The 22,304-nt window shown below is 70.6% G+C and carries 17 protein-coding genes; 5 read left to right on the top strand and 12 right to left on the bottom strand.

Going from position 1 to position 22,304, the window contains the following annotated elements:
* Positions 1-10: 10 nt before the first annotated feature.
* From R3F55_10420 to R3F55_10410, 3 genes are all read left to right on the top strand, one after another.
* Positions 11-2,101 (top strand): DUF4139 domain-containing protein, encoded by a 2,091-nt coding sequence (locus R3F55_10420; protein MEZ5667828.1) that lies wholly within the window; start codon positions 11-13, stop codon positions 2,099-2,101.
* A 169-nt stretch (positions 2,102-2,270) separates the two neighbouring features.
* Positions 2,271-2,879 carry a hypothetical protein gene (locus R3F55_10415; protein MEZ5667827.1) on the top strand — a complete coding sequence of 203 codons (609 nt, stop codon included), beginning with the start codon at positions 2,271-2,273 and terminating at the stop codon, positions 2,877-2,879.
* A gap of 83 nt (positions 2,880-2,962) precedes the next feature.
* Positions 2,963-4,132 (top strand): PLP-dependent aspartate aminotransferase family protein, encoded by a 1,170-nt coding sequence (locus R3F55_10410; GenBank protein MEZ5667826.1) that lies wholly within the window; start codon positions 2,963-2,965, stop codon positions 4,130-4,132.
* A gap of 90 nt (positions 4,133-4,222) precedes the next feature.
* Here R3F55_10410 and R3F55_10405 read toward each other — a convergent pair whose 3' ends face one another.
* The 11 genes from R3F55_10405 to R3F55_10355 form a co-directional block, all read right to left on the bottom strand.
* Positions 4,223-4,846, bottom strand: a complete 624-nt coding sequence (locus tag R3F55_10405) for a hypothetical protein (protein MEZ5667825.1) — start codon at positions 4,844-4,846, stop codon at positions 4,223-4,225.
* Between the two features lie 169 nt (positions 4,847-5,015).
* Entirely contained in the window at positions 5,016-6,848 is a 1,833-nt protein-coding gene (gene mutL, locus R3F55_10400) for a DNA mismatch repair endonuclease MutL (GenBank protein ID MEZ5667824.1), read from the bottom strand.
* 110 nt (positions 6,849-6,958) lie between these two features.
* Positions 6,959-8,347 (bottom strand): pitrilysin family protein, encoded by a 1,389-nt coding sequence (locus R3F55_10395; GenBank protein ID MEZ5667823.1) that lies wholly within the window; start codon positions 8,345-8,347, stop codon positions 6,959-6,961.
* Between the two features lie 11 nt (positions 8,348-8,358).
* Positions 8,359-9,723, bottom strand: a complete 1,365-nt coding sequence (locus R3F55_10390) for a pitrilysin family protein (GenBank protein ID MEZ5667822.1) — start codon at positions 9,721-9,723, stop codon at positions 8,359-8,361.
* A 68-nt stretch (positions 9,724-9,791) separates the two neighbouring features.
* Positions 9,792-10,343: a DUF3035 domain-containing protein gene (locus R3F55_10385; GenBank protein ID MEZ5667821.1), complete on the bottom strand. Its 552-nt coding sequence runs from the start codon at positions 10,341-10,343 to the stop codon at positions 9,792-9,794.
* On the bottom strand, positions 10,340-10,918 hold the full coding sequence (gene lspA, locus R3F55_10380; GenBank protein MEZ5667820.1) for a signal peptidase II: 579 nt from the start codon (positions 10,916-10,918) through the stop codon (positions 10,340-10,342). The genes R3F55_10385 and lspA overlap by 4 nt, the downstream gene beginning before the upstream one ends.
* Positions 10,915-13,809, bottom strand: a complete 2,895-nt coding sequence (ileS, locus tag R3F55_10375; protein ID MEZ5667819.1) for an isoleucine--tRNA ligase — start codon at positions 13,807-13,809, stop codon at positions 10,915-10,917. Before ileS ends, lspA begins: the two co-directional genes overlap by 4 nt.
* Positions 13,810-14,086: 277 nt before the next feature.
* Complete coding sequence (locus R3F55_10370; GenBank protein MEZ5667818.1) at positions 14,087-15,097, bottom strand: bifunctional riboflavin kinase/FAD synthetase; 1,011 nt, start codon at positions 15,095-15,097, stop codon at positions 14,087-14,089.
* A 92-nt stretch (positions 15,098-15,189) separates the two neighbouring features.
* The gene (locus R3F55_10365; protein MEZ5667817.1) at positions 15,190-15,663 is read right to left on the bottom strand and encodes a MaoC family dehydratase; all 474 of its coding nucleotides are present in this window, start codon (positions 15,661-15,663) and stop codon (positions 15,190-15,192) included.
* Positions 15,664-15,768: 105 nt separating this feature from the next.
* Entirely contained in the window at positions 15,769-17,670 is a 1,902-nt protein-coding gene (locus R3F55_10360) for a HAMP domain-containing sensor histidine kinase (protein ID MEZ5667816.1), read from the bottom strand.
* 382 nt (positions 17,671-18,052) lie between these two features.
* Positions 18,053-19,000: an AEC family transporter gene (locus tag R3F55_10355; GenBank protein MEZ5667815.1), complete on the bottom strand. Its 948-nt coding sequence runs from the start codon at positions 18,998-19,000 to the stop codon at positions 18,053-18,055.
* A 265-nt stretch (positions 19,001-19,265) separates the two neighbouring features.
* Here R3F55_10355 and R3F55_10350 point away from each other — a divergent pair, with 265 nt between their 5' ends.
* Entirely contained in the window at positions 19,266-19,670 is a 405-nt protein-coding gene (locus R3F55_10350) for a tellurite resistance TerB family protein (GenBank protein MEZ5667814.1), read from the top strand.
* 253 nt (positions 19,671-19,923) lie between these two features.
* Here R3F55_10350 and R3F55_10345 read toward each other — a convergent pair whose 3' ends face one another.
* Complete coding sequence (locus R3F55_10345) at positions 19,924-21,105, bottom strand: homoserine O-acetyltransferase (GenBank protein MEZ5667813.1); 1,182 nt, start codon at positions 21,103-21,105, stop codon at positions 19,924-19,926.
* A 250-nt stretch (positions 21,106-21,355) separates the two neighbouring features.
* On the opposite strand from R3F55_10345, the gene R3F55_10340 reads away from it, so the two are divergent.
* The gene (locus R3F55_10340; protein ID MEZ5667812.1) at positions 21,356-22,303 is read left to right on the top strand and encodes a chorismate mutase; all 948 of its coding nucleotides are present in this window, start codon (positions 21,356-21,358) and stop codon (positions 22,301-22,303) included.
* Position 22,304 lies beyond the last annotated feature (1 nt).

Raw genomic sequence — 22,304 nt, 5'->3', positions numbered from 1 at the left:
GAGGACGAGCATGCGTTTTTCGACGAGGCGCCAGGTTCTTGGCGCGGCGACGGCGTTGTCTGGTGCGGTATTGGCGTGCGGCGCGGCGCAGGCCCAGGGTACGGGCGATCTGGAGTTGCGCCGGGTTCTGCTTTCGACGGGCGGTGTCGGCTATTTCGAGTATGAGGCGACGATCAGCGGGGACGCGCAGCTTTCGCTGGAGGTGCGCCTTGACCAGGTCAACGACATCCTGAAGAGCATCGTGGTCTATGACGACCATGGCGGGATCGGCGAGGTGAGCCTGCCTGGTCGGGAGCCGTTGCAGGAGGTGTTCCGCGAGCTTCCGTTCGGTCCTGAGGCGCTGTCGTCGCCGGTGGACCTGCTGAACGCGCTGCGCGGTGCGGAGGTGATCGCGGAGGGCGGCCGGGCGATCCAGGGCCGGATCATCGCGGTTGTGCCGGAGACGGTGCAGCTGGCGAACGGCGGGGGCACGATCACGCAGCATCGCGTGAGCCTGCTGACGGAGACCGGCGTTCGCCAGTTGATCCTTGAGGAGTCGGACAATCTTCGTTTCGTGGACGAGGCGTTGCAGGCGCAGGTGAACGGAGCGCTGGCGGCGCTGGCGCAGCACAACGAGCGCGACCGCCGGGTGGTGACGATCGATACGTTCGGGGATGCGGAGCGGACGGTCCGGGTTGCCTATGTGGTTGAGGCGCCGCTGTGGAAGTCGACCTACCGGCTGACGATGTCGGACGATCCTGCGGTGGCGACGGCGGAACTTCAGGGCTGGGCGGTACTTGAGAACCTGTCCGGCGAGGACTGGGAGGGGGTCGACCTGACGGTGGTGTCGGGCAACCCGGTGACGTTCCAGCAGGCGCTGTACCAGGCCTATTACGTGGCGCGGCCGGAGGTGCCGGTGGAGGTGCTGGGCCGGGTGATGCCCCGCATCGATACCGGCGCCATCGCGCTGATGGACAACGAGCGGGACGGAACCATCGGCCTGCTGCAGCCCGCACCGGCCATGCGTGCGGATGCGAGCGGAGGCTTCGCGATGACGGCCGAGGAGGCGCCGATGGACCTGATGCTGGCCCAGTCGGCACCGCCGCCGCCGCCCGGGTCCGCGATTGTTGCGGCGGCATCGTCGAGCGAGGCGACGACGCAGGTGGTGTTCCATCTGCCGGAGCCTGTGTCGGTGGAGAGCGGCCATTCGGTGATGGTGCCGATCGTCAGCCGGGAGATCGCGGCGGAGCGGCTGTCGCTGTACCAGAGCGAGACGCATCCGACCAACCCGCTGGCGTCGGTGCGGCTGGAGAACGACGGCGAGAGCGGGCTGCCGCCGGGCATCCTGACGCTGTACGAGCGCTCTGCGGCGACCGGGCTGGTGTCCTATGTGGGCGACGCGCAGATGAGCGCGCTGCCGGCCGGGGACGAGCGGCTGCTGAGCTTCGCGCTGGACCAGAAGGTGACGGTGCTGCGCGACGACGACGGCAGCCAGGTGATCGCCGGCGGGCGGCTGGTCGACGGTCTGCTGCAGCTGACGCTGACGCAGCGGACGACGTCGACCTACACGATCGAGGGTGCGGCGCGGGAGCCGCGCACGGTGGTGATCGAGCATGCGCGGCCCGAGGGCTACGAGCTGATCGTGGACGAGGGCGTGCCGGTGGAGATGACCGACACGCGCTATCGCCTGACGGTGGATGTGCCGGCCGGCGAGACGCGCGCGTTGGAGGTGGCGCTGGAGCGTCCGATCTACCAGTCGGTGTCGCTGGTGGAGATGTCGGACAGCCAGATCGAGTACTACGCCTCGGCGCGGGAGCTGTCGGACGAGGTCCGCGCGGCGATCGCCGAGCTTCGCGGCTACAAGATGGAGGTGGCGACGCGCGAGGCCGAGATCACGCGCCTGCGGAACGCCTATCGGGAGATCGTGGACGACCAGGCGCGGATCCGTGCGAACCTGGATTCGATCCCGCGGGACACGGACCTCTACCGGCGCTACATCGACGACCTGTCGGCGCAGGAGGAGCAGCTCGACGCGCTGTCGACGGCGATCGCCGAGGCCGAGGAGGCGCTTCTGAAGGCCCGCGACGCGCTCGGCAAATACGCCCGCAGCCTGAACCTGTAGGGCTCGACGGCAACCGGACAGGTGGCGCCGCACGCCGCGGCGCCACCGCTGCCGGCCGGCGCTGCGACGCATCGTCGGCGGAGTTGCTCTGCATCAATCCGCTTTTCCGCGCCGTCGTCGACAATGCAGCATGTACGGGTTGCATCGATTGAGAAGCGGAGAAGAGACAATGCGCAGAACACCGGGCTGGGCGATGGGCGCGGTCCTTGTCGTGGGGCTGGTCGGCTGCACCGCGCCGGGAGACGAGGTCGCGGAACAGGCGGCCTCGACCGAGCCGGCCGCGGCGGCGGCGCCGGTCGCGACCCCGGCGGTGCCGGCGCTGCCCGACCCGGTGGTCGTATCCGACGACCCGCCGCGCGAGCTGCGCTTTTCTTCCGGCCTCACCGGGCGCCAGCGCAACCTGGTCAACGCCGAGCTGGCCACCGAGCTGGCCGGCGGCCGCGGGCCGACCACGCCGACCGCGGCGGAATTCGACCTGAACGGCGACGGCAGCAACGAGGTGTTCGTCATGCTGAAGGCGAATGCCTGGTGCGGGTCCGGCGATGTCTGCAACATCTGGCTGTTCGAACAGCAGGGCGACAGCTGGCGCTGGCTCAGCGACGGCACCGACGCGGGGTCGTGTCTGTCGGTCCTGCCGACCGCGACCAATGGCTGGCGCGATATCCGCCTGCACGGCCAGTGCCGGATCGACATGTGCACCTTCGACCTGCGCTACGACGGCACCCGCTATACCTGGGACGGCAATCGCGACTGCGACCCGATCCCGGAGCTGAACTGAGCGCTGGCGCGCGCCGCGCCGCTTGACGGCGGCCGGCGTTTCGGGCGATCCGGAAGCCCCGATCCCAGCCAGGACCACTCCGGATGACCGACGCCAAGCCGAACCGCCTGGGCCTCGCCACGCGCGCGATTCATGCCGGCCAGCGGCCAGACCCCACCACCGGCGCCATCATGACGCCGATCTACGCCACCTCGACCTTCGTCCAGGACAGCCCGGGCCGCCACAAGGGCTACGAATATGCTCGCACCGGCAACCCGACCCGGGCGGCGTTCGAGGCCTGCATCGCCGACCTGGAGAACGGCGAGGCCGGCTTCGCCTTCGCCTCCGGCATGGCGGCAACGGCGACGGTGCTGGAGCTGCTCGACCATGGCGCCCATGTCATCGCCATGGACGATCTCTATGGCGGCACCCGGCGCCTGTTCGAGCGCGTGCGCAGCCGCACCGCGGACCTGTCGTTCAGCCTGGTCGACCTGACCGACCCGTCGGCGATCGATGCGGCAGTCCGGCCCGAGACCCGGATGATCTGGGTCGAGACGCCGACCAACCCGATGCTGCGGCTGGTCGATCTCGCCGCTGTGGCGGAGAAGGCGCATGCGCACGGCCTGATCGCGGTCGCCGACAACACCTTCGCCACGCCGGCGCTGCAGCGGCCGCTGGACCATGGCTTCGACATCGTCGTCCATTCGGTGACCAAGTTCATCAACGGCCATTCCGACATGGTCGGCGGCGTGGTGGTGGTCGGTCGGCGTGCCGAACTGGCCGAACGCATCGGCTTCCTGCAGAACGCGGTCGGCGGCATCCTCGGGCCGTTCGACAGCTTCCTCGCCCTGCGCGGGGTGAAGACCCTGCCGCTGCGGATGCGGCAGCACAATGCCAATGGCGCGGCGATCGCCGCCTATCTGGAGCGCCACCCGAAGGTCGAACGGGTGATCTATCCCGGTCTCGCCAGCCACCCGCAGCATGCGCTGGCGCAGCGGCAGCTGCAGGGCGGCTTCGGCGGCATGATCACCGCGATGCTCGGCGGCGGGCTCGACGCGGCCCGCCGCTTTCTCGAGCGCGTCGAGATTTTCGCCCTGGCCGAGAGCCTGGGCGGCGTCGAGAGCCTGATCGAGCATCCGGCGATCATGACGCACGCGTCGCTGCCGGCCGAGGCGCGGCGGGCGCTCGGCATCGGCGACGGGCTGGTCCGGCTGTCCTGCGGGATCGAGGATACCGAAGACCTGATCGCCGACCTGGCCCGCGCGCTGGGCTGAGCGGCAAGGAAAACGCCCCGCATCGGTGGATGCGGGGCGGTCGAGGTTCCGGAAATCGGAAACGGGCGGCCCGGCTGCCCGGGCCGGGGGTCAGCGGACGCGGTTGCCCGCGACCAGCACGTTCTCGCCCTTGGTCGCGCCGGCGCCGGTGACCGGCTCGTAGGTCGAAAGCCGGTTGCCGTCCAGATACCACTCGTAGCAGACGTCGCTGCCCGACCACGGCGCGAACGACGGGAAGTTGTGGCACATCATGTCGTTGCCGGAGACGCGCCAGTTGCCCTCGAAGTGGCGGTTGAGGATCTCCATCTCGGCGCTGCCGTCGGACCGGTAGTGGACCGACAGGCGCGGCCCGACCATGGTGTTGCCCGACGCGACCTGCTGGATCTCGCCCGAAGACAGCTTACGGCCGGGGATGTCGTGCACGAACATCTCGCCGGTCGGTCGCTCGGCCAGCTCGATCGCCTGGCTCAGCGGCATGCTCTGCGCCGGCTGCGCGCCCATCGGCACCAGCCCGGGCTGCGCCGGCGAGAAGGCGTCGTTGGCGCTGGGGCTGTAGGCAGCGCCCGTTACATTGGCTTGCATGTAGGCGTCGCCGACCGCGCGGCCGCTGGCCTGCAACGCACCGATGTCGCTGCCGCCGCCGCAGCCGGCCAGGGCGCCCAGCGCCACGGCCACAAACGCCAGCCTTGCCGTCGTATCCCCACGCATCGTCATGCCCCTTCCGCCTTGACCCCCGGTCCGCTGCTCTCTGACGGCCCGGATCCGGGAGCGTGCCCCGAACTTGTTGCGAACGCTTTCACGCTATGTCGCGCTCGTTTAGGGATGGTTAACTTTGTCCTGCATTTGAGAAGATTGATTTATTCTTAATGTTTGCCCTTCCGTCTCAGCGGCGGCCGAACAGGCGCTCGATGTCGCCCAGCTTGAGCTCGACATAGGTCGGGCGGCCGTGATTGCACTGGCCGGAGTGCGGCGTCGCCTCCATCTGGCGCAGCAGCGCGTTCATCTCGTCGGCACCGAGCCGGCGGCCGGAGCGGACCGAGCCGTGGCAGGCCATGGTGCCGCAGACCGCTTCCAGCCGCTCGCGCAGCGACAGACACTGGTCGAAGCCGGCCAGCTCGTCGGCGAGGTCGCGTACCAACCCGGCGGCGTCGGTGCGGCCCAGCAGCGCCGGCACCTCGCGCACGACGACGGCGTCGCGGCCGAAGCGTTCGATGACCAGGCCCAGCTCCTCCAGCTCGGCCGTCCGTGCCGCCAGCCGGTCGGCGGCGGCCTCGTCCAGCTCCACCACTTCCGGAATCAGCAGGCCCTGGCGGGCGACGCCGTTCTCGGCCAGCGCCTGCTTCATGCGCTCGTAGACCAGCCGCTCGTGGGCGGCGTGCTGGTCGACGATCACCAGGCCGTCGGCGGTCTGGGCGACGATGTAGGTCTCGTGCAGCTGGGCCCGGGCCGCGCCCAGCGGATAGTCGCGCAGCGGCGCCGGCGCGGCATCGCTGTCGGCCTGCGCCGGTGCCGGCTCGGCGCGCGCCGCCGGTGCGAACGGCACCGGCGCCTGGTAAGCCAGCGCCGCCTCGGCCAGGCCGGGGCCGGGGCGATAGGCCGTGGCCCGATAGCCGAAGTCGGCCTGGCCGCCGCCCGCTGGCCGCATCGCGCCGAGGGCGCCGGCGGCGACGGTGGTCGCGGCCCGGTGGCCGGCCTCGGCCAGCGCATGGCGCAAGGCGGAGACGATCAGCCCGCGCACCACGCCGGCGTCGCGGAAGCGGACCTCGGCCTTGGCCGGGTGCACGTTGACGTCGACCGCGTCGGCCGGGCAATCGAGGAACAGCGCCACCATCGGGTGGCGGTCGCGGGCGAGGAAGTCCTGGTAGGCGCCGCGTACCGCGCCGAGCAGCAGCCGATCGCGGACCGGTCTTCCGTTGACGAACAGATACTGCGCGGCCGGCGTTGCCCGGTTGAGCGTCGGCAGGCCGGCGAATCCGGACAGCGCCAGTCCCTCGCGCGCGGCGCGGATCGGCACGGCGTTGTCGGCGAAATCGCGGCCGAGGACAGCGGCCAGACGCTTCAGCCCGGCGCCGCGCGCGCCGTCGTCGTCCGCCGCCCCGATCAGCGCCGCGGCCGGCGCGGCGTAGTCGCGCTTGACCGCGCCGCCGTCGGTGACGCGGAAGGCCACCTGCGGGTGCGCCATCGCCAGCCGGTCCACCGTCTCCAGCGTCATGGCCAGCTCGGAGCGGTCGGACTTGAGGAATTTCAGCCGGGCCGGCGTGGCATAGAACAGGTCGCGCACCTCGACCCGGGTACCGGTCGGATGGGCGGCGGGCTGCGGCGAGCCGACGCTGCCGCCGTCGACGGTCAGCAGCCAGGCGGTGTCGGCGCCGGCGGCGCGGCTGGTGATCGTCATCCGCGAAACGGCGCCGATCGACGGCAGCGCCTCGCCGCGAAAGCCGAGCGTGCGGATATGGACAAGGTCGTCGTCGGGCAGCTTCGACGTGGCGTGGCGCTGCACCGCCAGCGCAAGCGTCGCGGGATCCATGCCGCAGCCGTCGTCGGTGACGGTCAGCCGGCTCTTGCCGCCGTTGTCGAGCGCGACCTCGATCCGCGCGGCGCCGGCATCGAGCGCGTTCTCGACCAGCTCCTTGACCGCCGCGGCCGGCCGCTCGATGACCTCGCCCGCCGCAATGCGGTTGACCAGGGTCGTCGGCAGGATACGGATGGAATCCATGCGAAAGTCAGGCTGCCCCACGCGATTCGCGCAGGGTAGGGGCTCGGATTCCGGCTGGGAAGACCCGCCGGTTTAATTTCCTGTAATGTTCGGCGGACGGGCCGCCGGCGTCACTCGGCAGGCAGGCCGATCATCGCCTTCATGGCGTCGCTGGCGGTGCGGGTCGGCTCGATGCCGACCGGGCGGCCGACGACGACGACCAGAAGGTCGTCGGCATTGAACCAGCGCCGGGCCGTTTCGCGCGCGATGTCCGGTGTCACCGCATCGACCAGTTCGTGGCGCACGTCGTAATAGTCGGCGGGCAGGCCCAGCTCCTGATAGGCCCGCAGCGCCGAGGCGATCGACGAGGTATTGTCGTAGCTCAGCGGATAGGCGCCGTTGATGTAGAGCTTGGCCTCGTCGACCTCCTGGTCGCTCGGCCCTTCGGCGGCCATCTTGGCCCATTCCGCCAGCAGCACCTGCAGGGTCTCGCCGGCACGCTCGTTGACCGTCGACGTGCTGCCCATGATCAGGCCGGCGTGGTCGAGCCCGGCCAGCCAGGAGGAGACGCCATAGGTCAGGCCCCGCTTCTCGCGGCTCTCGAGATAAAGGCGAGCGCTGAAGCCGTCGCCGCCCAGCACCCGGTTGACCACGTTCACCGCGTGATACTCCGGCGACCGGGCCACCGGCCCGGGCTGGCCGAACAGGAAGATGGTCTGCGGCAGGTCGACGTCCACGTACAGGATTTCGCCCTGGCCGGCCATCTCCGCGTCGGGCAGCTGCCAGGGCGTCGCATGCTCGGGCAGCGCGCCGAAGGTGCGGTCGAGCAACGGACCCAACGCCTCGGCACTGATGTCGCCGACCACGCCGACGATCAGGTTGTCGCGGGCGAAGCGGGTGGCGGCGAACTGGTGCAGGTCGTCGGCGGTGATCAACGGAATCGTGTCCAGCGTGCCTTCCACCGGCCGACCGTAGGGATGGTCCGGGAAGGCGGTCGCCCACCACGCGCGCCCGGCGATCGCACCGGGATCCTTGAGCGCATCCTGCAGGTTCACCGTCAGCACCGCACGCATGCGTTCCATCGGCTCGGCGTCGAACCGCGGCTCGGTCAGCGCCTTGGCCAGCAGGGAGAAGGCGAGGTCGCTGGTGTCGGTGAGGGTATAGAGCTGGCCGCTGAACCGGTCGCGGGCCGCGCTGAAGCCGATCCCGATCGAATTCTCGTTCAGTGCCGCCTGGAACGCGCGCGAATCCATGTCGCCCGCACCTTCGTCCAGCATCACCGAGACGAAGTCGGCGACGCCTTCCTTGCCCTCCGGGTCCAGCGTGCTGCCGCCCTCGAAGGAGAAATCCATGGCGATGACCGGCACCTCGCTGGATTGCACCAGCCAGGCCTCGATGCCGCCCGGGCTGACGACCCGCTCGCCGACGAAGGCGTGCGCGCCACCGGGCATGGACAGCGTGGCGAAGACGAGGCCGGCGGCCAGGGCCGCGCGGCGGGACAGACGGGACAGGCAGCTCATCGGGCCGCTCCTTACATCGCGGGTTCCGGCAGCATGATGCTGGTGACGGAGTTGTTCAGCACGAAGACCGCACGGGCGGCCGCGTTGACCTGGTCGGCGGTCACCGCCGCGATGCGGTCGGGCCAGCTCTCGACATCCTCGATGCTGCGGCCGGTGACCAGCGCCTCGCCCACCGTCTGCGCGCCGGCCATCAGGGAATCCCGGGCGAAGATCGCGTCGGCCTGCAGCTGGCGGGCCGCCGAATCGACCTCCGCCTGGGTGACGCCCTCGTCGAGGATGCGCGCGACCTCGGCATCGATCGCCGTTTCGATGGCGGCGACGGCGGCCTGGTCGTCGCCGGTTACCGGCGGCGTGCCCCACAGCACGAAAGCGCTGAGGTCCATCGCGTCGGCGCCGTAGCTCGCGCCGGCGCCGATCGCCAGGCCCTGGTCCAGCACGATGCTCTGGTAGAAGCGGCTGTCGGTGCCATAGCCCATGATCTCGGCCAGCACCTGCAGCGCATAGGCATGTTCGCTGTCGCCGGCGGTGTAGGACGGCGCCAGGTAATAGCGCGCCCACGAAGCCTGTCCGATCTGCGGGTGCTGCATGGTCACCCGGCGCGGCGCATAATGCTCGGGCTCGGTGACGCGGACCCGTTCCGGCGTCGGCGCGGCCGGCACCTGGCCGTAGGTCCGCTCCGCCAGCGGCCGCAGTTCGTCCAGCGTGACCGGGCCGGCGATCACGGCGACCGCGTTCCCTGGCGCATACCACTTGCGATAGAAGGCGATGATGTCTTCGTGGCTGACGGCGGCCAGTTCGTCCATGTAGCCGATGATCGGCGTGCCGTAGGGATGGTGGCTGTACAGCGCGCGGCGCGCCTCGATGCCGAGCCACGACGACGGCTGGTTGCCGATGCGGGTGGCGAATTCCTCGTAGACGACCTGGCGTTCGGTGTCGATGACGTCCGGCGTCAGCACCGTGTTGGTCATCCGGTCGGCCTCGAGCTCCATCATCGTCGCCAGGTGCTCCGGCGCGACGATCTGGTAGTAGCCGGTATAGTCCCAGGTGGTGAAGGCATTCTCCTGGCCGCCGACCAGGCTGATGGTGTCGGAGAACTCGCCGTCGGGGTGGCTGGGCGTGCCCTTGAACTGCAGGTGCTCGAACAGGTGGGCGATGCCGGATTCGCCGATCGCCTCGTCGGCCGAGCCGACGCCCATGTACATGATGTGCCCGACCGCCGGCATCGCCTGATTCTCGATCAGGACGATACGCATGCCGTTGCCCAGCGTGAACATCTGCGGGTTGAACACACCCTCGGCCGCCGCCTGTCCGACGCCCGCGGACAGCGCCGCCGCCGCGATCGCGCCGCCGAGCGCCCGTGAAGCAAGACTGGTCATCGCACCCGCCCTTCCCTTGGCTGTGGCCGGCAAGACGGGCCGGCCGCCCAATGCCTGGTCCCTGAGGTCTAGAACAGCCTGATCGGCCCGCCGGTCCGTTCGATCACCGGCGTCTCGCCCTCGGTGATCGGCCGGCCCGCGGCCTGGTTGGCGCGGATGCGCTGCGCCTCGGCCGTCGCGTCGATGATCTGACCCGGCGGCGGCGTATCGCGCCAGAACAGCAGGATGTCCGCCAGCCAGTTGCCGCCCGCGTCCTCGTCCAGGATGCGGCTTTCCGCGTCGACCGTCTGCCGGATACTCGGGTCGACGCCGACGGCGTCGGCGCTGGCCAGCAGCGCCTGCTCGCCCTGAGTCGCGGCAGCCGGAACACCGCCGGCGCTGCCGACCACCGCGGCGCGCGCGGTCTGCTGGGCGGACACGCTGACCGGGCCGGGCTGGCCCGGGGTCGGCGGCCGCAGCGCGAAATCGGGCGGCACCGACAGCGGCGCGTTGGTCACCACCTGGAACTCGTCCGGCGGCGTGCGCCGGCTGAGCCCGATCGCCTCGGTCAGGTCGGAACAGGCGCTCGCCAGCATCGCTGCGGCGAGTGCGGCCGACACGGTGAAAGGTCGCAGTCTCATCCCCCCTTGGCCCCCTTGGCCCCATCTTGTTCCTTCGGTCCGAACAACGCTTCCGCCACAACGACCACCATGGCAAGGCTGATCGCGGAGTCGGCCACGTTGAAGGCCGGGAAATAATAGCCGGCTGCGTGCAACTGGATAAAGTCGACGACCGCACCGAAGCGGAACCGGTCGATGACGTTGCCCACCGCCCCGCCGATGATCAGCCCGACCGGCCCGATCAGCCAGCGCCGACCGCTGCGCAGCAACCATCCGACCATGAATGCGGCGATAATAAGGGCGATCAGGATGAACACCCAGGTGCCGGCGCCCTGGAACATGCCGAACGAAACGCCGGTGTTGCCGACCAGGACCCAGTTGAAGAAGCCGGTCACCTCGATCGCCCGTGGCGGCAAACCGGCGAACAGCGCCGGGTCGCCGAAATCCCGCGCGAACAGGGTGGTCACCGCCCAGTATTTGGTCGCCTGGTCGGCCGCTATCACCACGACGGCCAGCACGGCGGTCGCCAGCAGCAGCCGGCCGGCCCGCACCGGCCGCGCCGGCGTTGCCTGCCCCGCTTCGCCCGCCATCGTCATGCGGCAGCGCTGCGGCTGGCGCTGACCGCGTCGGCGCAGCGCCGGCAGGTCTGCGGCAGCTCCGGCACGCTGCCGACCTCGGGCAGCACCCGATAGCAGCGCGCGCATTTGTCGCCCTCCGCCAGCCCCACCGTCACGCCGACATCGGCCACGTCGGCGAGGCGGAAGGCGTCCGCCGGCACCGGTGCGTCGATCAGGTCGACCGCCGAGGTGATGCCGATCTCGGCGAGGTCCAGACCGCGCAGCGCGTCGTGATAGGCGGCCGGCGCGAACACCTTGGGATGGGCCTGCAGCGACGAACCGATCCGCTTGTCGTTGCGCTCGATTTCCAACGCCCCGGTGATCACCCGGCGCAGGGCGCGGATCTGCGCCCATTTCGCCTCCAGTGCCGGGTCGGCCCAGCTCGCCGGCATCGCCGGAAACACCTGCAGGTGCACGCTGTCGGCGTTGTCGCCATAGCGCATCAGCCAGGCCTCCTCGGCGGTGAAGCACAGCACCGGCGCCAGCCAGGCGGCAAGCGCCCGGAAAAGGATGTCCAGCGTGGTCCGCGCCGAGCGGCGGACGTGGCTGTCCGGCCGCTCGCAATAGAGCGCGTCCTTGCGGATGTCGAAATAGAACGCCGACAGGTCGGTGGCGCAGAAATTGTGCAGCTCGATGAACTGGGTGTGGAAGTCGAAGCCGGTGGTGGTGCGCCGCATCATGCCGTCGAGTGCGCTCAGGCGGTGCAGCACCCAGCGCTCCAGCTCCGGCATCGTTTCCGGCGCGACCGTCTCTGCGTCGGTGAAGCCGGCCAGGCTGCCCAGCAGATAGCGGAAGGTGTTGCGGATGCGCCGGTAGAGGTCGACGTGGCGCTTGATGATCTCCGGCCCGATGCGCAGGTCGTCGGAATAGTCGGAGCCGACCACCCACAGCCGCAGGATATCGGCGCCATACTGGTCGATCACCTCCTGCGGGAACACCTGGTTGCCCAGCGACTTCGACATCTTGCGGCCGTCCTCGGCCATGACGAAGCCATGGGTCAGAACCGCGTCATAGGGCGCGCGGCCACGGGTGCCGCAGCTCTCCAGCAGCGAGGAGTGGAACCAGCCGCGATGCTGGTCCGAGCCTTCCAGATAGAGCGAGGCCGGCCAGCCGAGGTCGGCGCGCTGTTCCAGCACGAAGGCGTGGGTGCAGCCGCTCTCGAACCAGACGTCGAGGATGTCGTCGACCTTTTCCCAGGCGTCCGGGTCGTAGCCGGGGCCGAGGAAGCGCGCGGCCGCGCCCGCCTCGAACCAGGCGTCGGCGCCCTCGGTCTCGAAGGCGGCGGCGATGCGCGCATTGACCTCGGGGTCGTGCAGCACCGCGCCGGTCGCCTTGTCGACGAACACGGTGATCGGCACGCCCCAGGCGCGCTGGCGCGAGATCACCCAGTCGGGCCGCGTCTCGATCATGCCGCGCAGGCGGTTCTGGCCGCGCGGCGGATAGAAGGCGGTCTCGTCGATCGCCTTCAGCGCCTTCGCGCGCAGGCCGTCGGCGCCGCGGTCGTCGCCCATGGCGATGAACCATTGCGGCGTGTTGCGGAAGATCACCGGCTTCTTCGACCGCCAGGAATGCGGGTACTGGTGCTCCAGCCGGCCGCGGGCGGCCAGCATGCCGGCGGCGACCAGCGCGTCGATCACCGCCCGGTTGGCGTCGCCCTTGTCGCCCTTGTCGGTGATCACCCGCCTGCCTTCGAAACCGGGGGCGGCGGCGGTGAAGAAGCCGTCACCGTCGACCGTGAACGGGATGGCGGTGTCGATGCCCTGTGCCTTCAGCGCGGCCTCGCTCGCCGTCCAGATCTCGAAGTCCTCGGTGCCGTGGCCGGGGGCGGTGTGGACGAAGCCGGTGCCGGCCTCCTCGGTGACATGCTCGCCGTCGAGCAGCGGCACGCGGAAGCCGTAGCCGAGGTCGGCCAGCGGGTGGCGACAGACCAGGCCGGCCGGGTTCACCGCCTCGACCCGCCGGAAACCGTCGGCCGGCACCCGCGCGCTGCGGAATACGTCGGCGGCCAGGCTGTCTGCCAGGATCAGCCGGTCGCCGGTCTTGACCCAGTTGGCGTCGGGCGCGGCGGTGACGTCATACAGGCCATAGGCGATGCCGGAGGAGAAGCTGATCGCGCGGTTGCCAGGGATGGTCCAGGGCGTCGTCGTCCAGATCACTACGCAGGCGTCGGCCGGCCCGCCCTCGACCACCGGGAACTTCACCCAGATCGTGTCGGAGACATAGTCGTGGTACTCGACCTCGGCCTCGGCCAGCGCGGTTTTCTCCACCACCGACCACATCACTGGCTTCGAGCCGCGGTAGAGCTGGCCCGACATGGCGAACTTCATCAGCTCGCGCGCGATCTGCGCCTCGGCCGGGAAGTCCATGGTGGCATAGCGGTCGTCCCAGTCGCCGAACACGCCCAGGCGCTGGAACTCCGTGCGCTGCACGTTCAGCCAGTGGTTGGCGAAGTCGCGGCATTCGCGGCGGAACTCGTTGATCGGGATCGCGTCCTTGTCGCGACCGTCGGCACGGAACTGCTCCTCGACCTTCCATTCGATCGGCAGGCCGTGGCAGTCCCAGCCGGGCACGTAGTTGGCGTCCTTGCCCAGCATCTGCTGCGAACGGTTGATCACGTCCTTCAGGATCTTGTTCAGCGCGGTGCCGATGTGCAGGTGGCCGTTGGCGTAGGGCGGGCCGTCGTGCAGGATGAACCGCTCACGCCCGGCCGAGGCTGTGCGGATCCGGGCCCACAGGTCCTGGCCCGCCCACCGCGCCAGCAGCTGCGGCTCGCGCTCCGGCAGCCCGGCGCGCATCGGGAAATCGGTTGCGGGCAGGAACACGGTATCGCGATAGTCCGGCCCTTTCGTCTGGTCTGCGGCTTTGCTCATGGCGAAGGATCACTTGGTGGCTCGCGCCGCGCGGTGCGGGGCTTCGGCCCGCCCGGGCGCAGTGGGGTTCGTCTCGCGAACGGCGGAACGGCGGTCTGGTCCCGGCCTGTCAGCGGCAGGCCGGGTCGGTAATTCGCAGACTCATGCAACGGGCCCGGTACGGCACGACGGCATTCCCTGTTCAGCGGCCGGCGATCCTAGGGGTGCCGCCCAGCCGTTGGCAACCGCCAATATGTGGCGACCGGCAGCGCCGGCGCAACGCCCCGTGCCCGCCGGCTCATCCGGCTGCGCCCGGCTCGCGGATCGCGGCGGCGTAGTGCATGTCCGGCCAGCTGCCCGACCAGCCGCGATAGGCCAGGATCTGCCGCGCCTGTTCCATGTCGCGGGCGATCTGGGCCTTCAGCGCCGGCAGCCCGTCGAACTTCGCCTCGCCGCGCAGATGGTCGACCAGGCCGACCCGCAGGCGTTGGCCATAGAGGTCCTCGGCGAAATCGAACAGGTGGACCTCCAGCAGCTCGCCCTCGCCGTCCACCGTCGGCCGGCGTCCGATGTTGGCGACGCCGGGAATCCAGGCGGTGCCGCCGCCGCGCGGCACGCCGACGTGGCAGGCATAGACGCCGAAGGCCGGCCGCAGATAGCGCCCGAGCGCGATGTTCGCGGTCGGCACGCCGATGGTGCGGCCCAGCTGGCGGCCCATGCGGACCCGGCCCTCGATCTCCCAGTCGCGGCCGAGCAGCGAGGCGGCGCGGGCCGGCTCGCCGCCCGCCAGGTAGCGGCGCACCAGGGTCGACGAATAGGTCTCCGCCCGGCCGCCGCCGCTGACCGGCTCGACGCAGGTGAACTCGAAGCCGCCGGCGTCGGCCACGCCGCCCAGCAGCTCGGCATTGCCGCGGCGCTGATGGCCGAAGACGAAGTCGTAGCCGACCACCACGTGGCGGGCGCTGATCGCCTGGATCAGGATGTCCTGGGCGAAGCGTTCGGCCGACATCTGCGACAGCGCCCGGTTGAAGCGCAGCGCGAACACGTGCTCGACCCCGAGATCGGCGAGCAGACGCAGCTTGGCGCGCAGCGGGGTCAGGCGGAACGGCGCGGCCTGCGGGCTGAACAGGCGGCGCGGGTGGGGTTCGAAGGTCAGCACCGCCAGCGGCGCGCCGGCCCGGTCCGCCGCCGCGCGCGCGGCATTGACCACGGCCTGGTGGCCACGGTGGACGCCGTCGAAATTGCCGAGCGCCACCACCGCGCCGCGGGTGGCGGCGGGCAGGGCGGCGAAGTCGCGAAACAGCCGCATGGCGCGCGACCCTAGAGCATTTCAGAGGCGCAGGAAATCGCGTCCGCGGGCACGGGTGTACCCCATGGCGGCGCAGTCGGATGCGCGCCGGTTCAGTTCTCGCCGCGCGTCGGCACCAGGATCTTCGCCTCGCCGTCGAGCACCGGCTGGCCCTTCACGGTGCACACCGTCTTCAGCACGACCCGGCGGCGCTCCACGTCGACTTCGGTCACCGTCGCGCGCGTCTCAACCGTGTCGCCGACGCGCACCGGCGCGCGGAACTTCAGGTCCTGGCTGATGTAGATGCAGCCCGGCCCCGGCAGCTTGGTGCCGATCAGGGTGGAGATCAGGCTGGCGGTCAGCATGCCGTGCACGATGCGGCCGCCGAAGCGGGTCCGGCTGGCGAACTCCTCGTCCAGGTGCAGCGGGTTGGTGTCGCCCGACACGCCGGCGAACATGATCAGGTCGGCCTCGGTCACGGTCTTGCCGAACACGGCGGTCATGCCAACGGCGAGGTCCTCGACGTAGTAGCCGTGCAACTCCTCGATCGAGGGTTCCTGACGGACGACCGAGCCTTCTGGCGCCATAAGCGACCTCCTGATGATGCCGGTTTGTGCTGAATCGCGAATTGTGCACTGCAATATATGCAAGTGCGAAGGGCGGTTGCAAGCGTTACCTGCGCCGGCGCCGGGTCAGGGCGTGCGCACCAGCCGTTCCGCCGGGAAGCGCACATAGACGGTGGTGCCGACCCCCGGAGCGCTGGCGATGTCGAGCGTGCCGCCGTGCAGCGTGACCAGCCCGCGCGCGATCGGCAGGCCGAGCCCGGTGCCCTCGATCGGGCCGTAATGCTCGTCGGTCAGCCGGCCGAACGGCTCCATCGCCCGGCGGACGCCGGATTCGGTCATGCCGATGCCGGTGTCGGCGACCGCGATGACCAGCGCGCCGGCCGCGTCGACATCGACCGACAGGGTGACGCGGCCGCCCGGCGGCGTGAACTTGATGGCGTTCGACAGCAGGTTGAGCATCACCTGGCGGAAGCGCAGCGGGTCGGCGCGCAGGTTGGGCAGCGCGTCCTGCGTCGCGAACTCGAAGCCGAGGTTGGAAGCCTCCAGCCGCTCGTGGATCAGCCGGATGCAGGCCTGCAGCTCGGCCTGGATCGACAGCACCGATTCGCTGAGGTCGAGCTCGCCGGTCTCGACGCGCGAGATGTCGATGATGTCGTTGATCAGGTCGTGCAGGTGATGGCCGCTGGCGGCGATATCGGCCAGATAGTCCTTGTAGCGCGGCGTGCCGATCGGGCCGAAGGTCTCCTTCTCCATCAGCTCGGCGAAGCCGATGATCGCGTTCAGCGGCGTGCGCAGCTCGTGGCTGAGCCGGGCCAGGAACCGGCTCTTGCGCACGTTGGCTGCCCGCGCCTCCTGCGTGGCGGTCTGCAGGTGGCGCCACGCGGCGCGCAGCGGCTCGGCCTCGACCAGCAGGCCGGCCCGGATGGGGGCGGCGTCGTCGCGGCTGCAGGGCAGGTGCAGCAGTTCGCGGGGATCGCCGCTGCCGGTCCAGGACAGCCAGACCGGTGCGGCGGCGGCACCGATGCTGCCGTCGAGGAAATCGCCGAAGGCGGCGCGCTGGCCGGCGGCCACATGCTGCGCGAAATCGCGCACGGGCAGGTTCAGCTCGGCGTCGTCGAAGCCGAAACCGCCCGACTGCGCGATGCGGATGCGACCGCCGGCCGCGACATAGAGCAGCGCCGGAGCGACGCCGAACGGGTGCGGCAGGCCGTTGGCGACGGCGGCCGGTGCCGGCCCGTTCGCGGCGGCGGCGGCCGGCCGCATCGCCGGCACGGCCGGACGGCGGCGGGCCAGCAGCAGGCAGCCGACGGCGCCGGTCACGCCGGCCAGCAGGATCAGCACGCCGTCGGTCGGATCGATGGCGGGAGGCGCGCCGCCGCCGCTGGGCCGCACGTGAAAGTTCAGGCCGAAGGCGGGCAGGGACCAGTGCCCGGTCGGTCCGTCGGCCGCCCATTGGGCGAGCCGGTCGTCGCCAGCGTCCGGCGCCGTGGCGACCGGCAGCCCGACCGCCGTGCTGTCCAGCGGCGCCGTCCACCAGATGCGGCCGTCGACCGAGGTGACGACGACGTCGACGCCGGCCGCTGCGGCCGCGGCGTCGATCGCCTTGCCCATCCGTTCGACCGGGATCACCGCGGCCCGGCCGTCGGCGGCGGCGGGCGCGACCAGGGCGATCCGCCAGCGGCCGTCGAGCAGGTAGGGCGCGCTGAGCTTCGCCACCCGGTCGGCACCGGGCCCGACGGCGGCGGCGCGGATGTCGGCGGGCAGCCGCGGGTCCGGCTGCGGACCGGCGGCATGCACGATCTGCAGGTCGTCGGCATCCGCGCCAGCTTCGCTGTTCAGGGTCAGCCGCAACAAGGCGGTGTCGAGGAATTCGTCGGCCAGGGCGGCCACGCTCGCCGCGGCAAGCTGCAGTCGGCGGTCCTCGGCCGCCTCGCGGCGGTCGATGGCGAGCGCGTACCACAACGCGCAGAGCGCCAGCGTCACGGCAGCGATCGCGGCGCAGCCGGCCATTGCGGGGGTCAAGCGCAAGCCGCCCGCCCTCTCACCGCGCGCGACGCGGTGGCCATACCCCCCAATCGAATCGTTCACCGACCTGCCATCCTGAAGCGCCGCACCGACCGATCCGGCCCGGCCTTTCCACCACGCGGCGCATCGTCCCCCGATGCTGCGCCGCCCGGTGCCACCCTGCATGGGCCGCAAGACATTAACGGAATGTCACGTCCGAAGGCAATACAATATTAAACAACAAAAACGGGCAACCATGCCGGTCGAGCCGTTGCGTTCTTGTGGACGATCGCTGAAACTCTCAAAGACCGGATGCAGTAAAAATAGTTAACAAATGGTTTACGTTAACATTTTAATTGTTAATTGGTTAACAAAAGCCGGCTGTTCGCCGCGGCGTCGTGCCGGATCACGGCGCGTCGGCGAACAGCACCAGGATCACGCTCAGGGTGACTACGGAAACGGCGGTCGATAGGATGATCGTCGCGGTGGCCCGCTGCACATAGAGCCCCGCCCGCTGTGCGACCACGAACACCAGCGTGCCGGTCGGCAGGCCCGCCAGCACCACCGCACAGGCGGTGAGGAACGGATCGAGCGCGAACACCCAGCGCGCCAGCACGAAGGTCAGCGCCGGCTGGACGGTCAGCTTGACCACGGTCAGCCACAGGCTTTCCCGCCAGCCGCTGGCGATCGAGCGGCCGACCATGAACAGGCCCATGGCGAACAGCGCGCAGGGACCGGCCGTCGCCGCCAGCATCTCGCAGAAGCGCTGGGCCGGGTCCGGCAGCGTGGCGGGTCCGAACAGCGCCGCCCAGACCAGGCCCAGGGCGGTCGCCGCGACGAACGGGTTGCGCGCGACCATGCCCAGCCCGCGCGCCATCCCGGCCAGCGCCCCGCCGCGGTCGTCCGCGGTGGCCTGCAGCGCGGCCATGCACAGCGGCATCACCAGGGTGCCGGTGCACAGCGTGCCGATCACCGCCGGCAGGATCCCCGGCTCGCCATAGAGCTGGGTCAGCAGCGGGATGCCCATGTAGCCGGTGTTGGAGAAGATCGCGGCCATGCCGTGCAGCACTTGCTCGCGCCGGCCGATGGGAAAGGCGAAGCGGCCCACGGCGACGGCCAGGGCGGCGCTGACGGCGATGCCGCCGAGAAAGGTGGCGATATACGGCCAGACCAGCACCTGCTCCAGCGGCGCGCCGGCCGTCGACAGGAAGAACAGCGCGGGCAGCGCCACGTAGAACACATAGCCGTTCAGCGCCTCGGAGCTGGCGGCGCCCAGCAGCCCGGCGCGTCCGCAGCCATAGCCGGCCGCGATGATCGCGAAGATCGGCAGGACGACCTCGAAGATGGCGCTCATGCGGCGGTTCGCGGGGCTGGATGCGGGCGACGGGCGGTTCGGCCCGGCGGGCCGGCCGGACCGGCACCGGGGACCTGCGGTTGATAAGGGCGAAGGCGGCGGGTGTCGAGGGGCGTTCCACGCGCGTCTTGACGGCGGCCACCTTCATCCGTAAGTCCGCCGTGCCGCGCGCCGCCCGGCCATGCCGGTGCGGGCGGATGCGATAGGCAGGAACCGGCCGGTGCCGAACGCGCGCGCCGCGCCCGCGACGATGGAGCGGATTGAGATGCTGGATGCGCATGCGGCGCTGATCTACACGATGGTCCTGTGTTCGGCCGCGGATCGCGAGATGAGCGATTCCGAGCTGATCGCGATCGGCGACATCGTGCGCCACCTGCCGATGTTCCGCGACTATGACGACGAGCAGCTGCCCAAGACCGCCGCAGCCTGCGCCGACCGGCTGAGCGCGGAGGACGGTCTCGATGCGCTGCTCGACGACATCAAGGAGGCGCTGCCGGCGCGGCTGCGCGAGACGGCCTATGCGCTGGCCTGCGACGTGGTCGCGGCCGACGGTCAGGCCAGCCAGGAAGAGCTGCGCATGCTGGAGCTGATCCGCCACCACCTGGAGATCTCGCGGCTTTCGGCCGCCGCGATCGAGCACGGCGCGCGGGCCCGGCACCTGGCGGTCTGAGCCGTCAGGCGGCAGCGCCGTCGCACGGCGCGGCCTCGATCCGCCGGTCGCCGCCGCAGGCGCCGCACCGCTCCGGCGCGCGGGCGGCTGGTCGCCGTGGGCATTCCGTGCCCAGTCGAACGGAACGACCGCCTTGTCCACGCGACCGCCGAGCCCCCTCGATGGCGCGGCAGCATGGCCAAGGGTGCGAGCCGCGCACCTCCGGAAGCCGGCTGCCGCGAATTGGTTCCCGCGGCCCGACGGCGTTAGGCGGTCAGGGGCGGGGCGCGGCCAGGCCCAGCTGCCGGGCGGCGCCGTTCAGGAAGCCGGTCAGCGTCTGGTGGAAGGCCGGCTCGTCGAGCAGGAAGGCATCGTGGCCCTTGTCGCTCTCGATCTCGGCAAAGCTGACATTGGCGGCCACAGCGTTCAGCGCGCGGACCAGTTCCCGGCTCTCCGCGGTCGGGAACAGCCAGTCGCTGGTGAACGACACCACGCAGAAGCGGACGGGCGATCCGCGGAAGGCGCGCGCCAGCGTGCCGCCGTGCTCGTCGGCCAGGTCGAAATAGTCCATCGCCCGGGTGATGTAGAGATAGCTGTTGGCATCGAACCGGTCGACGAAGGTGATGCCCTGGTGGCGCAGGTAGCTCTCCACCTGGAAGTCGGCGTCGAAGCCGTAGGTGACCGCCGAGCGGTCCTGCAGGCGCCGGCCGAACTTGCGGTGCAGGGCGCGCTCCGAGAGATAGGTGATGTGCGCGGTCATCCGGGCCACGGCCAGCCCGCGGGTCGGGTTCTTGCCCTGGGCGGCATAGTCGCCGGCGCACCAGTCCGGGTCGGCCATGATCGCCTGGCGCCCGACCTCGTGGAAGGCGATGTTCTGGGCCGAATGGCGCGCGGAGCCGGCGATCGGCACCGCGGTGGCGACCCGATCCGGATAGTCGACCGCCCATTGCAGCACCTGCATGGCGCCCATCGAGCCGCCGATGACGCAGAACACCTTGCCGATGCCCAGCTGGTCGATCAGCAGCTTCTGGGCGCGCACCATGTCGGCGACGGTGATGACCGGGAAGTCGAGGTTCCAGGGCTTGCCGGTCGCCGGGTTGATCTCCAGCGGGCCGGTCGAACCCATGCAGCCGCCGAGCACGTTCGAGCAGACGACGAAGAAGCGGTCGGTGTCGATCGGCTTGCCCGGCCCGATCATCATCGACCACCAGCCTTCCTTGCCGGTGATCGGGTGGGTTTCCGCGGCGAACTGGTCGCCGGTCAGCGCGTGGCAGACCAGCACGGCGTTGGACCGGTCGGCGTTGAGCGTGCCATAGGTCTGGTAGGCGATGGTGACCGGGCTCAGCCTGGCGCCGCAGTCCAGCACCATCGGCTCGTCCACGGCCAGCCGAACCCGCTGGCCGGGCAGGTCCTGGACATAGAGGTCGGCATTGCGGACTGTGGTGATCTGGCTCATCGCGTCGTATCGGTCCCGGCCGTCGCCCGGCACGTGCGGGCGGCGGCAAGCTGACATAGCTTGCCCGCCGGGCCAAGGAAGCGGCTACAGCGCTTTGCGGCGGCGTCGCCGCCGGCCGCACGCCGCCGGGTGCTTTCCTTTGCCTTCCGATGGGGCGATGGCTACTACTGATCGCCTGTTTCCGGCCCGGGCTGCGGGCCGGCGTTTCGGCCCGCCGCGGCCCGCGTCCAGAGAACCAGATCGTCGCCCGATGTCGAATGCCGAGCAGGACAATGTGCGCAACCGCGGTGCCGGCGGGCGGGCAGCGGCGCTGGACGAGGTGCGCGCGCACATCGACGCGATCGACAGCCAGCTCTGCGACCTGATCCGCCAGCGCACGGCGCTGGCACGAGAGGTGGCGGCGGCGAAGCAGGCCCAGGGCAACAGCCGCCCCGTGCGCCCCGCGCGCGAGGCCCAGATCATCCGCAAGATGACAAGTGCGCTGGCCGGCCAGGTGCCGGTCGTCTCCGTCACCCGCATCTGGCGCGAGCTGATCGCCAGCACGATCGAGGCGCACCAGGGCGGGCTGACCGTGCTGGTCAGCGCCGACGGCGCCCTGTGGGACCTGAGCCGCGAGCATTTCGGCTCGGCGCCCCGGCTCGAGCTGTGCCCCGACATGCCGGTAATCCTGCGCCGGCTGCGCGACAACCAGCACACCCTGGCGGTGATGCCGGAGCCGCGCGACGACGACCCGTCGCCCTGGTGGGCGCAAATGCTCGACGTCGACGGGCCGCAGCCGCGGGTGCTGGCGCGCCTGCCGTTCGTGCGGCCGCAACCGCCAAGGCTTGATGCCGTCGGCGCGGTCGCGGTGGCCGCGGGTGCGGAGCCGGAGCCGAGCGGCGACGACCGCACCCTGCTGGTGGTGCGGTTCGACCGCGACTACAGCCGTGCCAGCGTGGCGGAAACCCTGCGCAGCGCCGGCTGGACCGTGCGCGACCTGATGTCGTGGCGGGCGCCGGACTCGAGCCCGGTCAACCTGGTGATGGTCGAGATCGAGGGCTTCGTCGCGGCCGACGATCCCGGCATCGACGCGGCGATCGCGGCGGCGCGCGGCCATATCCAGCGCATCACCCACTTCGGCGCCTATCCGACCCAGATCGCCATGACGGCGCCTGCGGCGGAGCGGCCGCCGCTGAAACACGGCGGCAGCAATGGCTGAT

It is taken from the genome of Alphaproteobacteria bacterium (assembly GCA_041396705.1).
In the GTDB taxonomy this organism is placed as follows: Bacteria; Pseudomonadota; Alphaproteobacteria; order CALKHQ01; family CALKHQ01; genus CALKHQ01.
The sequence above is the reverse complement of the archived record's forward strand: the minus strand, read 5'-3'. Positions and strand labels throughout refer to the sequence as shown.